A 15075-nucleotide genomic window follows, 5' to 3' on the forward strand; every position below is an offset into this window, starting at 1 on the left:
GCGCTAGCGCAAATCTTGTTGCAGCTGGGAATTGACATCGTGCCGCCGCCATGCTTGGCAAATCCGGCAGGTCAACGCTGTTCCTGTGCCGTGCAGGCCGGCAGCGCGCCCTTCCCCAGCATCGCCTTCCATACGCGCAGCCACGGCGCCCAATCATGCCCGCCTTCGGTCGTCATCGTGTGCTCGGGCGGCAGCACTGCCGCGAGCAGCGCATTGCTGGCGGCGAAGCGGTCTTGTGCGCCGTAGCCGAGGTATAGCTGCGGCTCCCCTGCCCTGCCGGCTTGCGGCGCGTGCTCACGCAGCCAGAGCCACAAGTCGCGCTCGAAGTCTTCCGCCTTGGGCGATGCGCCGCTCCAGCGCGCCAGTCCGCCAGCGGCGGCGATGTCGCGGTGTATCGCGTCCCCGCCCAGATACGGCGAAATCAGGAAGGCGCCGTCGATGACGCCCGGTTGCTGCTGCAGGTACAAAAGCGACCCCAGGCCGCCGAGCGATATCCCGGCAAACCAGATGTGGCGATAACCCTGGCGCTGGGCAGGCAGGATGATGTCTTCGCGCAGGCGGTCCACCGCGCTGCGATTGAGGTAATAGCCGAAATGCAGGTCCGGCAGAGCGACGTCGGCATGCACGCCAGCCGCGCGCAGCGCCTCGATGAAGCCGTGGTCGACAAGATCCTGCGGCGCGTCGTAGCGGCCGGGCAGGAAGACGAGCAACGTATCGGCGCGCGTCGGACAGTTTGACGCCACGCGTACGACGTCCAGATGGTCCTTGGTCGGAAAGAACAGCGCGCAGCCCGTCAGCGAAGACAGGAGCACCAGCGCGGCCACAAGCGCGCGCGGACGCTTGCGGCGCAGCCATGGACTGGTGAATCGCGCGATGCGGCCCGGCTGCTCATCGTTATGCATGCTTATCGTCCCCCCTGATGGAGCGCGCATTGTATATGGGCAAGCTCGCTACGCGGTAGAGAACCCGGCGCAGTGCGCACCGTCCAATGCCGACCCGCCCCGTCCATGGGCGCATGACTACGACCAGGAGGAATCGCCATGCTGACACCCCGCACGAAGGAAATCGTCAAGGCTACCGCGCCGGTTCTGGCGCAACACGGCTACGACATCATCAAGCATTTCTACCGCGACATGCTGTCGGCGCATCCGGAGCTGAAGAACGTATTCAACATGCGCCATCAACAGCGCGGCGAGCAGCAGGAAGCGCTGGCGCGCGCGGTGTATGCCTATGCGGCCAACATCGACGATCCGGCCTGCCTGGAAGCGGTGCTGAAGAACATCGCCAACAAGCATGTGAGCCTGGATGTGCGGCCGGAGCAATATCCGATCGTCGGCGAACATCTCCTGGGGGCGATCAAGGCAGTGCTCGGCGACGCGGCCACCGAGGACATCATCTCGGCCTGGGCCCAGGCCTACGGCAACCTGGCCGATATCCTGATGGGCATGGAATCCGGCCTGCGCGAGGAAACCTGCGACAAGCCCGGCGGCTGGGCCGGCTGGCGCGACTTCATCGTGCGCGCCAAGCAGCCCGAGAGTGAAGTGATCACTTCCTTCCTGCTCGAGCCGGCAGACGGCAAGCCGGTGGTGGGCTTCGAGCCCGGACAGTACATCAGCGTGGCGCTGCAGGTGCCGCGGCTCGGGCTACAGCAGATCCGCCAGTACAGCCTGTCGGACGCGCCCAACGGCAAGACTTACCGCATCTCGGTCAAGCGCGAAGGCGGGGCCGATTCCAGCCAGGCGGGCTACGTATCAACGCTGCTGCATGACGAGGTCCAGGTCGGCGACCACATCAAGGTCGCCGCGCCGCATGGCACCTTCTATGTGGACGTGAACGCGACCACGCCGGTGGTGCTGATCTCCGGCGGCGTCGGCCTGACCCCGATGATCAGCATGCTGAACCGGGTGCTGCAGTCGCCGGGCCGGGACGTGGTCTTCGTGCATGGCGCGCGCAACGGCGCGGTGCATGCAATGAAGGATCATCTGCAGCAGACCGCGGCGAGCCATCCGAACTTTCACACCATCATCTTCTACGAGCATCCGCTGCCCGCAGACAGCGAAGGAAGCGATTACGACTATGCCGGCATCGTCGACCTGGCCAGAATCGAGGACCGCGTCATGCTGCCCGACGCGGATTACTACATCTGCGGCCCGATTCCCTTCATGCGCCTGCAGCATGACGGGTTGATTGCGCGCGGCATCAAGGAGCCGCGCATCCATTACGAGGTATTTGGGCCGGACCTGTTCGCGGAATGAGTTGCCGTCCAATAAGTGACCCGGCGCACATCGTGCGCCATCAGCCGATGCGCCGGGCCCCGGTGTTTGCCTCCGGTCGCTCGGCGGTCGCGCGTGTTTTCCGCTTCAGCAACTGCCCATTTCTTCGGAGAATTGCTTAAAGCGCGCAAATACAAGCACGCCCGGTCATCGACATATCAATAAGCCTGAATTTTTTCTGAACGCCTTCCCCGGGACACTACGAGTCGTGAAACAAGCATGATGCGCGCGTCTGCGAGCGCCATGCCGCTTGCGCTTTCTGCCGCCAACTGCCGCTCCGGCTTTCGAAGCCGGGGCCGGGCGGAGCGCGGGCCAATCAGCCAATGGCATCAGGGGACACCAATGGGATTGCTTCGACTGCTTCTCGCCTTTGCCGTGTTCTTCCAGCACGCCATGTCATCCGGTGGATTCTCATGGATATCCGGCATCGCGGCGGTGTATGTGTTCTTTGTGATCTCCGGCTTCTATATCCAGATGGTTCTTGCCACCCGCTATACGCCTGAGCAGCTCGGCCCGGCATGGTGGCGCATGTTCCATGTGGCACGTTACTGCCGTCTTTATCCGGCCTATGCGGCAGCCTGCCTCATCGCAATCGCCGTTCAGGCCTTGTTTTCCCTGCAGGAACCATCCATCGCATCAAGCCCGGACGCGCTTGCGCCTCCCACGGACGCCAGAAGCTCCGCCGGTATCGGAATGGCATTCGGGCTGACGCTCTCCCAGCTCACAATGATCGGGCTGAACATTCCCTCATCCTCGCAACTCCTTGTCGGCCCGGCGTGGAGCCTGGGCGTGGAGCTTTCCTTCTACCTGCTGGCCCCATGGCTGCTCCGCCTTTCGGATCGAAAGCTCATCGCCTTGATGGCGTTTGGCCTGCTGCTGCGCCTGGTGCCCTACAACACGCATGCGCCGCTGATGGCGGCCAGCGAATGCTTTCTGGCCGGAGCACTCGCGTGGCGCTGGCGCGGCGCGCTGGATTGGACAGCGCGCTGGCCGCGGAAACTGGCGCGTCCGGCTGCCTATGCGTTGGCCATGATGCTTCCCATGCTCGCCTTGTCCCATCAGCCCATATTTCCGATTCCTTATACCCATATCGAGATCGATACGCTAGTCGCGCCGTTCCTCGCCGCCCTTGTCATTCCCGCGATGTACCGAGCCACACATGATCTGCGTGTCGATCGTCTACTTGGGGAACTTTCGTATCCCTTTTATCTGTTTCATGAACCTTTGTTGAGACTGCTGGGGCTCGTGCCGCATGGCCCATCGCCGATGACGGACAACGCTCTCACCGGCGCCGCGTTTCTGGTCGCTCTTCTTCTCTCGGCACTCATGCTGGCATTGGAGATGCGATTGATTTCACCCTGGCGCACAGCGCTCTCGAAACCCAGGGTTGCCGACATCGTCCATGCCGGGCCAATCCGGACTTCTGCCCCGGGCGGGACCCCGGCCTCCATGACCTCGGCCTCTGGCTCTTCGGTCTGACATCAGTTCACCCCGGCAGCGGGCTGCGCCGCCACGCAGGCCCGCAGCCCCAATTGCCGTGCGTCAAACCGTGCCCCCACGGTCTTTACCTCAGAGACGCGCATCGCAGCCGACGCACTCACTCATCGTGAGGCAATCCTTTCTGCAAGGCCGCTCGGGCCGTCTGTCCTTGTCGCGCCGCGAAAGAAACAATCATCGATGCGCAGCGCGGTAAAAGGCATACATTGCGAGGCCATATTGCGAAAGATCCCAAAGGCTTGAGACGTATCAAGCGCATTTAACAATTAACTAAGCGCCCATTGAGACCGTTTATCGCCTCTTTTAACCTACAAGCCAGATTTCTCCGCTACCAGTTACAAGGCTCAGATTTGGCCTTGTGCGTCATGACTGACCTCAGCGACACCCGGTTGCAGAGAGTCCGACTCGTCATCAATACGGAAAAGGAGGCGTCGCACGGACAATAGAAGCACGAACGCGGATACACGCTTTCAACGCGCTGTTCATGTTGAAACGCTTGGCCGCGAGCCGCAAAGCTCACGGCGTATGGCAGGGGATTGTGAGGGCACGCACGGCGGCAGCAGACCGTCGGCAAGTCCGGACATTGCGTAGCACTAAAACATGTTTGGAAAAAAAATGATTGAACAATTCATGCCAGAAAACACGGACCGGTCCGTAACAGCACAGTCGGCACCGGAAGCAGGAAGCAAGCTTCCCAATTCACACATCAGTCTCAAGCAATGGAACATGCTCGTCGCCGTCGTGCGCAGCACCAGCTATTCGCACGCCGCCGAGCAGTTGCATGTCAGCCAGCCGGCGATCAGCTATGCGCTGACGAAGATCGAAGAACACGTCGGCTTTCCCATCCTGCAACTCGAAGGACGCAGGTCCAGGATCACCGAAGCCGGCAGGCAACTCGTGGCCCGCGTCGAATCATTGCTGCAGCAAGCGATCCAGGTGGAGCAATTCGCCGCGGGCCTGAAGAAGTCATGGCGTCCGCGGCTGCGGCTGGTGGTTGACGATGCATTCCCGATGGAACTGCTGCTGCCCGCATTGCAACTCCATTCGAGCGAGGAGGCTGCGGCAAAGGTCACACTGCTGGCCTTGCCCGCCACCGATATTCCGAAGTTCATGCAGGAGCGCAATGCCGAACTTGCAATTACCAGGCAGCTTCATCACGAGCTGCAGGGAGACGTCCTGGTTGAGACACGTTATCTGCCCGTAGCGCATCCTTCGCATTCCCTGTTCGCGATGGATGCGCCGCTGACGGAAGAGGACCTCCACGACGAGACCCGCGTGGTGGTGGGCTCCAACCAGGATGCGCCCCCGATCGGTGCGCATCCTGTTCGCAACCTGTGGACGGTCAGCAGCCTGGACACGGCAGAAAAGATACTCGCCAAGGGCATCGGTTTCGGCTGGCTGCCGCATTACCAGGTGCGCGATGCCATCGTACGCGGCGAGCTGGCCGTCCTTCCCTTGCGCAGCAGCGCAGCCGCGAGCGCTTGCTTCCATCTGGTTCACCTTGCCTCGTCAATCCCGAGCACGGACGCCAACCGGCTCGCACGCACACTGCATGACGCCATCGCGCTTGACGGCCAATCCATGCCGCATCTCTCCATCGCCGCCTGATTGCCTCCGCCGGACCTTGCCCTGACGCGCGGCCCGGCGGCTTTCCTGCCCCCTCCTCTTTCACGCCCGCGCACGATAGCGGCTCCGCGGCCCATGCGCTGCGTTTCCTTCCACGACCTTAAAGCAGATTAATGGATCCGAGCGGCAGCGGATTTCGATAAGGAGATTCGCCTTATTGCAGCAAGCCATCGCCACTAAGATTCAGATGTCCCCTGCCACCTGGCGGCCGCAGCGCTACGCGGGCAATGAAATCATCCAACGGTGCAGCACTATGCAGAATGACCGCTCCCTGAAGCCCATCACATCGGCAGCTCGCCCTGCTGTGGCCGTCCACGAAGTGCCGGCGCTGCACGAATCTGCGCCTGACGCCGCGGGCTACTATCAGAAGCTGTTCACGGCTGCCCGCACAAGCAAGCTGCTCATTGCCGGCAGCGTCTGCATCAGCGCCTTGATCGGCGGCGCCTATGCGTATTTCGCCGCCCCGGTGTACCAGGCCAGCGTCCTGATCCAGATCGAAGACCAGCCGCAGCCGACGGACCGCATGCTTGGCGAATTGAGCAGGACGCTGGATCTGCATGGCGCAACCGCGCCCGAACTTGAAGTGCTGCGCTCGCGCATGGTGCTTGCCCGCGCGGTCGATGAACTCGATCTGTCGCTTGAAGCGAAACCGAAACGCTTCCCGCTAATCGGAGCGCGGCTGGCAAAGGACGAACACGATCTGCTAAAGCCCGGGCTGTTTGGCCACGGCGGCTATGCATGGGGCGCCGAGCGCATCGTCGTCAGCGATTTCCGGGTGCCTGCCGCGTTCGAAGGCCGCCGCTTCACGCTGACCGCAGGCCACGATGAAAGCTACACGCTGATCGATGAAGACGGCGCGATGCGCCTTGCCGGACGCGTCGGCATGCCGATGCACTGGGATACAAACCAGGGCGGCATCGACCTGCTGGTGCGGCAGCTGCACGGACGCGCCGGTGTCGACTTCGTTCTCAGGCGCGAAGCGCGGCTCGAAAGCATCGAGGCGCTGCAGCGCGCACTGAAGATAGCCGAAAGGGGCAAGCAGTCCGGCGTAGTGAGCGTCGCTCTGGAAGGCACCGATGCGCAGCGTACTGCAAAGGTGCTCAATGAAGTCGCGCGCCAGTATCTGCGCCAGAACGAAGACCGCAAGGCGGAAGGCGCTGAGAAATCGCTTGCCGTGCTGGATCGGCAGCTGCCGGAACTGAAGCTGTCGCTGGAATCCTCGGAAGCGAACCTGAACCGGCTGCGTCACCGGCTCGGCACGATCGATCTCGGAGAGGAAGCCAAGGGACTGCTGCAATTGTCGGTAACGGCACAGACGAAAATGATGGAACTCACGCAGCGCAAGCAGGAATTGTCCGCGCGATTCACAGAAGAACATCCCTACATGCTTGCGGCGAACCAGCAGATCCGCTCGCTCAACCAGGAAATGACCGATGTCAACCGGCGCATCCGCAATCTGCCGGCGGTAGAGCAGGAAGTCGTGCGCCTGAGCCGCGATGTAAAGGTCAACACCGACGTATACACCTCGGTCCTGGCCACGGCGCAGCAGTTGCGGCTGGCTTCGGCCAGCAGGATAGGCAATGTCCGCCTGCTCGATGCGGCCGAGACACCGGTCAATCCGACGCAGCCGAGGCCGGGCCAGATCCTTGCCGCGTCCGCCGCCGCGGGATTGCTGCTGGGCCTGTTCGCCGCAAGCGCCAGGAAGATCTACACGGGCAAGGTGGATGGCCCATCCGAAGTGGAACGGCAATTCGGCCTGACCGTCAGCGTCGCCATTCCGCACAGCGCGAAGCAGCGCGCGCTTTCCGCGCACGGGCTGGCGGCAAGCGATGCGCACATGCCAACGCTGCTGCAGCACGTCACTCCGGACGACAACGCGATCGAAAGCCTGCGCCGCTTCCGCACAGCGATGCAGCACTCCCTGCGTAACTGCAGCAACAACATCATCGTCATCACCGGACCTACGGAAGGGGTAGGCAAGTCCTTCGTTGCGGCGAACCTGGCCGGGGTACTGGCTTCGGTCGGCAAGAAGGTGCTGCTCATCGACGCCGACCTGCGCACCGGGTATTTGCATCGCTCCTTCGGTGTGCCACGCGAGCTCGGCCTGGCCGAGTACCTCGAGGGCAGCCTGGAAGGCAAGGATGCGATCCGCAGGCAGGTGCTCGAGCGCGTCGACTTCATTCCCACCGGCGCGCTGCCGCGTGATCCGGCCGAACTGCTGGCCAGCGAGAATCTGCATCGATTGCTGCTGCAGGAGGGCGCGCGCTACGACCATGTGATCGTCGACACCGCGCCCGTGCTGCTGGTGTCGGATGCGCTGACGGTCGCGGCGGGCGCTGCCGCCACCTTCCATATCGTGCGCAGCGGCGTCACCACTTCCGCGGAAATCGAAGAAGCGACCCGGCAGTTGAACCAGGCCGGCGCGCATCTGGCCGGCGTGGTAATGAACGACTGTCGGATGCGGTATCCGCAGTATGGCTACAGCAACCGGCAATACGGCGCCACCAGCGTTTGAGCGGAAACAGGGAGCCGGCGATGGTCGCAACGATGCGCGCTTCATCCACGAAGAGCCGGACGAAGGCAATACTGTCCCGCGCGCGCGGCCGAGCGCGCACCTACCTGTGGACCGCGGCATTTCTGCTGCAGGAAATCTCCATCCCGAGCGCCGGCACGGCGGACCATTCCATACGCACGCTGGCGCCCTTCCTCGCCTGCGCCAGCCCGCTGAAGCTGATGGCGGGGCTCGGCTTCGCGCTTGCCGTGCTGGCGTTGCATGGCTTCAGCATGAACGCGAACCTGCTGATCTCGCTCATCGTGCTATGCATGCCATTCCTGCTGCTGGACACGCAGCGCATGCGTATCGACATCGATGAATTCTGCGGCTGTGCCGCACGCCTGATCTTCGCGGCATGCGTGATCCAGTCCCTGTTGCCCGGTCTTTCGAACCGGATCTTCGCTCCCTTCCTCGATGGCTTCATGACCTACGAACGCATGTTTGCGCGCGCCTCGGCATTTTCGATGGAGCCCTCATTCGCCGCCGAAATGCTTTTCGCGCTGGCGATGGTGCACGTTTTCTTCGCGCGCAGGCTGGTATGCGGCACCAGTGCCTGCATCCTCGGCGCCATGCTGCTCATACGCGCCAGCACCTTCTTCCAGCAAGCCTGCGTCTTTGCCGCGATATATGCGTTCCTGGGCATGCGGCGCCTGATTGCGGGAAGCGGCTCCCGCTTCGATGGGACCGGGCCGGCAACCGGAATGCTGGCCGCGCTGTTCGCCGTCGCCATCATCCTGGGCGGCTATTCCTTCCTGGTCTATGGCACGCTGGACCTGTCCTTCATCCGCGACTCTCTCGAGAAATACGGCTCCTGGCGGACGCTGTCCAATTACGCTGCCTTCCTCCAGGCGGCGCCGCTTTCCTTCTTTCCCTATCACAGCGCCGCAGGCTGGGCCGATGCGATTTCCTATGGTCTGCAGCTGCACGGTCTCGATGGAAGCGGCTGGATCGTGCAGCCGTTCTCCGCGATCGGCGTAGCCATGCTTGACCTGGGCATCATCGGTGCCCTGCTCTGGATTGCGCTGCTCTTTCATGCGGCGCACCGCAGGTTTGCACGCTATGCGCTCAGAACGAGCCAGGTGACCATTGTCTACACGCTGCTTGCCAACGCCATCTTCCTGGCGCCCAAGTGGCAACTGTCCGGATTCCTGGCGGTCGGCCTGATCGCCTCCACGCTCGACACCCGTCTGTCACTTTCCAGGAGCAAGGCATGATCCTTTCCATTGTCGACCGGCCGCGTTACGGCCTGATGGAGCATTCCGAAGCGCTCACCGATTATGCCGGCCGCCACGGCCCGACCAGCGTCCGAACGATTGCGCATCCGAAGCTTGCGCCCGGACAGCAAGCCACCGAAAGATATTCGCCGCTGGCATTGCTACTGTGCGTGGCGCGTAAAGAATGCACTGCGTTGATCCTCTGGTCAGTCGGCATCACTTACCTTCTCCTGCCGCTGATACGCCTGCTGAACCGGCAGGTGCATATCGTCGCCGTCTGCCACGAGCCTGGCGGGCTGCGCCAGCGACTGCGCAAGGGCGATCCCTTCATCTACTCGCACGTCGTTTCCCTGTACGAGTGCCTATTCCTTCGCTTCGCCGACATGGTCATCACGCCAAACAGCGAAAACAGCAAGAAGCATGCGATGCGCTATGCCCCGCTTATCTTCACGCCCCCCGGTGAAGCGCATGCGCCAGCGCACGATGCCGTCGTCTACCTCGGCAAGCGCTCTGCCCACCGCTGCCTGGATTTCTTCGAGGGAGTCGCGAGCAAGGTCCTGCTGTCACTGGCCGGGCGCGAAGGCGACATTGCCTTTTTCCCGACCGAGAACAGCAAGACCTCCGCGGACAAGGACGAGCTGATGCGGCATGCGCTGTGTACCGTGAACATCTACAGCGTGCCGCACAATCAATCCGGGGTCACGCCCGATTCCCTGCGCTATGGCGTCCCGGTAATCGTCTCGGAACTGGACGCTTTCGCGCCGCATGTGCGAGCGTACGGCGCCGGCGTGGTGCTGGACCGTGAACAGATTGCGACGGAACACATCGCTGCGGCGATCCGCGACATCGAGGCGCATTTCGATAGCTATTCCGATGCCGCGCTGCGCATGTTCGAAGAGCATTTCGGCGGCGCGGCATACCGGCGTCACTGGATGCCTGTGCTGACGGCGCTGAACTCGAAGGCCTGACGCCTGCATACTGACTCGGTACCCGCGGCGGCTGAAAAAACCCTGCATCAAAAGGCCCGGATCGTCGCTGCGCCGCGATCCGGGCTTCCTGCATCTGCGGCACGCGCCGCTTCCCGTCCCCTTGCCGCGTTCCATGCCGCGCCGATCGACATGATCCCGCAGTGCGTCCCTCCGGGCCGCATCCTGCACGCCGCGGCGCGGACAATTGAAGCTTTCCTGGAGATCTCCTGAAACATGCCGCCGCATCGCGGACGAAATCATCAATCGTCCCGCATGCCGGGGACACGCATCGTTCATCAATAAAGCGGACCGATGATCCGTTAGCGTGCTGCTTCATCGATAACCAAGTCCACATTTTCGAGACGCGAAGCGGCCATTACATTGTTTGCAAGGCGCGACTTCATGCAGCAGGCGCCCACGCGGCGCAGTCCGCGCGGGAACGTCGCGTCATTGACTCGCAAGCCAAGCGAATTTTCGAATGAGGATCTCATGATGCATATCACAGCATTCATCGAAGGCGCGCTGGTTGCGGCGCTGGTCAGCTTCTTCACCAGCCGCCTCATCGTCGTCACGCAGAACTGGCATGGCGCTCTCAGTCTTGATTGCGACCTGGCCGGAAAGCAGAAATTCCATACCGTCCCGGTTCCGCGCGTGGGCGGACTCGCGCTGATGCTGGGCATGGTGTGCGGGTTCGCCTGGATCCGGTTCCTGCATGCGGACGTCGTGCCGGAAGAAGTGATGAGCGGTGCGCTCTGGATGTCGCTCTCGGCGCTACCGGTTTTCATGATCGGGCTGATCGAGGACGCGACAAAGAAGGTCAGCGTGCGTGCGCGCCTGTTCTTTACTGCGGGCGGGGCAATGCTTGCAGCCTGGGCCGTCGGAGCGGTGATGCCCAGGGTCGACCTGTGGCTGATCGATGATCTGCTGGCCTATGCGCCCGCGGCGATTGCGGTCACGGTGTTCGCCGTGGTCGGCGTAACCAATTCGGTCAACATCATCGATGGCTTCAACGGCATCGCGGCGAGCACCGTGGTCGTCATGCTGGCCGGGATGGCGCTTCTCGGATGGCAGGCGGGCGATGCGCTCATCGTCAACCTGTCCCTGCTCGGCATGGGCGCCGCGCTCGGCTTCCTGCTGGTGAACTACCCGCGCGGCAAGCTGTTCATGGGCGACGGCGGCGCTTATGTGCTCGGCTTCTGGTGCGCCGAAGTCGCGGTGTTGGCGATCCGGCGCAATGCATCGATCGATGCATGGCAGGTGCTTGCAATCTATGCCTACCCGGTGATCGAGGTGTTGTACAGCATTTACCGCAAGAAGATGGTGCGCAGGATGAGTCCCGCCATTCCAGACCGCCTGCATCTGCACATGCTGGTCTACCGTCGCTTCATCTGCCAGAAGGTGGCGCGCCGCGCGACCCAGCCATGGATGCGCAATGCGGCGGTGGTGCTGGTCATCGCGCCGTGGACCATGCTCTTCACCGCGGCGGCCGTCATCCTCGGCCCGGGCATGTCGGCGCTGTTCCTGGTGGCGGCACAGGTCGGGGTCTACATGGTGTTTTACACGCGCCTGGTGCGAGGCCACTGGTGCTTCGATCCGAAGGTCATGCTCGGACTGGCGCCCGAGGCGCGCGGCAACCCGGCCTGAAGCGCCCGGCTCGGTCAAGAACGCCCATTTCCGGAATCGACCATGCAAACGATCATGCTCATGCAGCCGCTGCGCCGCCTGCTGCGCCGGGCCGACATCGACCTGGCCATCGGCTACACGCTCATCAACAGGATATGGATGCTGGGCTCGAATGCAGTGACGATGCTGTTCATCGTGCATTTCCTGGACGGCACGCAGCAGGGTCTGTACTTCACTTTCCTTACCCTGCTCGGGCTGCATATCGTCTTTGACTTCGGCTTTTCCTACACGATCACGCAATGGGTGGCACGTGAAGGGGCACAGCTTTCGCGCCTGCCGGATGGCGCCGAGACGCTGTCCGCGGATACGGCGGTACGCGCGCGCGTCGGCGCGCTGCTGGGCCAGGCGGCGCCGCGGGTGCTGGCGCTGGCCATGGCCTTTCTCGTCTTCGCGCTTGTGACGGGATACTGGCTGTTTGGCAGCGACGGTCGCATCGCGCGCGGCGACTGGCTCCTTCCCTGGCTCCTCGTATGCCTGCTGACGACGCTGCGCATCCTGCTGCTTTCGGTCGAAGGCACGCTCGAAGGATTGGGCAGAGTCGAGCTGGTGGCCCGGGCGCGCTTGGCCGGACTGGTCTCGGGCACCGTCGCCATGTGGATCATCATGCTGGCCGGCGGCGCGCTGTACGGCATGGTGGCTTCGGCCGGACTGCTGTTCGCGGTGCCTCTTGCGATATATCTGCGCCGCTTCCACAAGCTGTTCCACCATCTCGCTGCGGCGGCACGCGCAAACCGGGGGGCATGGGACTGGAAAGCGCAGGTGTGGCCGTTCCAGTGGAAGTACGCGATCTCGACGCTGAGCACCCTGCTCGTGCTGAACCTGTTCAACCCCGCCGTATTTCATTTTCAGGGCGCCGAGGCGGCCGGCCGTTTCGGCCTCGGCCTGTCGATCGCCAATTCGGTCGCGGGATTCATGAGCGTCTGGCTCAACTGCAAGGTGCCGCTCATTTCCTCGCTGACGGCAGGCCAGCGCCATGACGAGCTGCGTGCGCTGTTCCGCTCGACCAAGCGCAATGCGCTGGCGGTGGCCATTCTGGCGGGAAGCGCGGCGCTGCTGCTCGTGACCCTGCTCAAGGAGGTGGATCCCGCCCTTGGCGCGCGCATCCCAGCCATGACGACCCTGGCGGTGCTGCTGCTTGCAGCCGTGCTGCAGCAATACATCCTGACAGTGGCGGTCTTTGCGCGGGCGCAGAAGCGCGAGCCGTTGCTTGTTTCCTCGCTGATCATTGCGCTCATCACGCCATGCATCCTGCCCTTTCTCGTGGGCGCCTGGGGCGCTCTTGGCGCTGGCGTGAGCTATCTGCTGCCGGTGCTGTTCATATCGGCGCCATGCTCGTATCGCATCAATTGCCGGGTGCAGGCAGCGATGCGGGGCCAACGGCGGGCAATGTGCGATCACGGAGGCGCGCCATGAAGCCGCATTCGCACTGCGAGCCGCGTTATGCGAATGGCCACGAAATCGCCGCGGCCGGCAATGCGTTGAGCAGGGCAGCCGTCGCGGCCGGCATCAGGCTGCGCCGGCTGGCGCGCTGCCTGCGCGTCATGTGCCTGTTCCTCGATCTGACCGGGCATCTGCGCCTGCTGCGCGTAATGGCAGGCAGCGGCAATGTCCGCCTTCTCCGGCGGCGGCCGCTGGTGCTGTTCAAGTACCTGCACGTGAACTATCTGGCGGCGAACCTTGGTCGCGAAGAACGGCTTGCCATGCTGGTCAACCATTACGCCAGCCTGGCGCGCCTCTTTCGTACGAGCTTCCTGCACCGGCTCTTTGATGAGGGGCAGCTGCTATGGCGCCGCACCTCGCCCGAAGGCGACTATGCGATTGTCCTGACCTTTCCGCGCGGAGGCCATGACTTCGAAGGCGAGATGCGCCTGGAATTCCGATGTGGGGATGCGCTGCTGTACATGATGACGGCTACGCTGGTCCAGGGGACGTTCCTGCGGCGCGATTGCGGCCAGGCGCTGCTGATCACGAATGTTCAGGGCGCGCGCGGCTGCTTCGAGCAGATCCGGCACAGCACCAGGGTGTTCTGCGACACCCCGCCCGCTTACCTGCTGCTGGCCGCGCTCGAAGGCCTGGCCGCATCGTTGCAGGTCGAGGCGATCGCCGCAGTCGGCAATGACCGCCAGCTTTCCAGGCACGGTGCCCTGGCGCATGAAGTCAGCTTCGATTACGACGGCTTCTGGACCCGGCTCGGCGGCGAGCGCTGTGTGTCCGGCTTCTACCTCTTTGCGCCGCGCTTGCCTGAAAAGCCGCTTCACCTGATCAAGCAGCGGCATCGTGCCCGCACGCAGAGAAAGCGTTCCCTGAAGTGGGAGGTTGCGCGCAGCGTTGCGACCCGCCTGCAGAAGGAAAGGCGGCCGCAGCCAACGCAGCGCGGCGAGGCTTCGATTCACGAGTCCGGCGGGAGCGGTGTTCCCGCCTTCACCAGCGAGGAAAAGCATGTTTAGCGTACTGATATCTGTCTATCGCAAGGACGATCCCGTCTATTTTTCCGAAGCCCTCGGCTCCCTGGTGCGCCAGCTGCAGTACATCCGCGAGGTAGTGATGGTCAAGGATGGCCCGATAGGCGCCGAACTGGAAGCCGTCATCGCTTCGTACCGCGACGCGCTGCCGATAAGAGAAGTGCCGCTTCCGCAAAACGTTGGGCTGGCTCGGGCACTGAACGCCGGACTGGCGCACTGCCGCTCGGAATGGGTGTTTCGCTTCGATGCGGATGACCTTTGTCTTCCGGGGAGGGCGGCGCTGCAATGGGCGGCGATCAGCTGCGGCGCGCTCGATATCGTCGGCGGCCAGATCCAGGAATGCGACCCGGCGACGCTGGCCGTTACCGGCGTCAGGAAGGTGCCGTGCCAGCCCGCCGACATACGCCGCTTTCTGCGCCGCAGGAATCCCTTCAATCACATGACGGTTTGCTATCGCAAATCCTTCATCGAGAGGATCGGCGGCTATCCGGACATCCCGCTGAAGGAAGACTATGCCCTATGGGCGAAGGCGGTCGCCGCCGGCGCGCGGGTAGCCAACATGCCGGATGTCGTGGTGCGCGCCCGTGCAGGACGCGACATGGTGACCCGTCGCGGCGGCATCGGGTATGCCAAATCCGAGATCGCCCTGCAATGGTTCCTGCGCAAGAACGGCATCAAGTCGACGCTGGCTTCGCTGGCGGACGGCCTGGCCCGGGCAATGGTATTCGTCGCCCCGGTATCGCTGCGTCACATCGTGTTTCGCAGGTATCTGCGCCAGTCAGCGTGACGGCGCGGGTG

The 15075-nt window shown here is 63.2% G+C and carries 11 protein-coding genes; 10 read left to right on the plus strand and 1 reads right to left on the minus strand.

The annotated features are described in order from the left end of the window. Positions 1-71: 71 nt before the first annotated feature. Positions 72-902, minus strand: coding sequence for an alpha/beta hydrolase (locus JJB74_RS18920; protein ID WP_234484288.1), 831 nt, complete (start codon positions 900-902; stop codon positions 72-74). A 138-nt stretch (positions 903-1040) separates the two neighbouring features. On the opposite strand from JJB74_RS18920, the gene hmpA reads away from it, so the two are divergent. The 10 genes from hmpA (at position 1041) to JJB74_RS18970 (ending at position 15064) form a co-directional block, all read left to right on the plus strand. Next, a complete protein-coding gene (gene hmpA, locus JJB74_RS18925) occupies positions 1041-2255 on the plus strand; it encodes an NO-inducible flavohemoprotein (protein WP_200594383.1) in 1215 nt (404 codons plus the stop codon). Positions 2256-2615: 360 nt separating this feature from the next. Further along, positions 2616-3752: an acyltransferase family protein gene (locus tag JJB74_RS18930; protein ID WP_200594385.1), complete on the plus strand. Its 1137-nt coding sequence runs from the start codon at positions 2616-2618 to the stop codon at positions 3750-3752. 648 nt (positions 3753-4400) lie between these two features. Continuing rightward, positions 4401-5378, plus strand: a complete 978-nt coding sequence (locus tag JJB74_RS18935; protein ID WP_267913170.1) for a LysR family transcriptional regulator — start codon at positions 4401-4403, stop codon at positions 5376-5378. Between the two features lie 271 nt (positions 5379-5649). Beyond that, a complete protein-coding gene (locus JJB74_RS18940) occupies positions 5650-7911 on the plus strand; it encodes a polysaccharide biosynthesis tyrosine autokinase (RefSeq protein WP_200594389.1) in 2262 nt (753 codons plus the stop codon). 20 nt (positions 7912-7931) lie between these two features. Beyond that, on the plus strand, positions 7932-9164 hold the full coding sequence (locus JJB74_RS18945) for a hypothetical protein (protein WP_200594391.1): 1233 nt from the start codon (positions 7932-7934) through the stop codon (positions 9162-9164). After that, complete coding sequence (locus tag JJB74_RS18950; RefSeq protein WP_200594393.1) at positions 9161-10132, plus strand: hypothetical protein; 972 nt, start codon at positions 9161-9163, stop codon at positions 10130-10132. The genes JJB74_RS18945 and JJB74_RS18950 overlap by 4 nt, the downstream gene beginning before the upstream one ends. 489 nt (positions 10133-10621) lie before the next feature. Then, complete coding sequence (locus tag JJB74_RS18955) at positions 10622-11776, plus strand: MraY family glycosyltransferase (RefSeq protein WP_200594395.1); 1155 nt, start codon at positions 10622-10624, stop codon at positions 11774-11776. A 42-nt stretch (positions 11777-11818) separates the two neighbouring features. Next, complete coding sequence (locus tag JJB74_RS18960; RefSeq protein WP_200594397.1) at positions 11819-13228, plus strand: hypothetical protein; 1410 nt, start codon at positions 11819-11821, stop codon at positions 13226-13228. Further along, positions 13225-14262, plus strand: a complete 1038-nt coding sequence (locus tag JJB74_RS18965) for a DUF535 family protein (protein WP_200594399.1) — start codon at positions 13225-13227, stop codon at positions 14260-14262. Before JJB74_RS18960 ends, JJB74_RS18965 begins: the two co-directional genes overlap by 4 nt. Continuing rightward, a complete protein-coding gene (locus tag JJB74_RS18970; protein WP_200594401.1) occupies positions 14255-15064 on the plus strand; it encodes a glycosyltransferase in 810 nt (269 codons plus the stop codon). Before JJB74_RS18965 ends, JJB74_RS18970 begins: the two co-directional genes overlap by 8 nt. Positions 15065-15075 lie beyond the last annotated feature (11 nt).

Source organism: Noviherbaspirillum pedocola (genome assembly GCF_016632335.1).
Classification (GTDB): Bacteria; Pseudomonadota; Gammaproteobacteria; order Burkholderiales; family Burkholderiaceae_D; genus Noviherbaspirillum_A; species Noviherbaspirillum_A pedocola.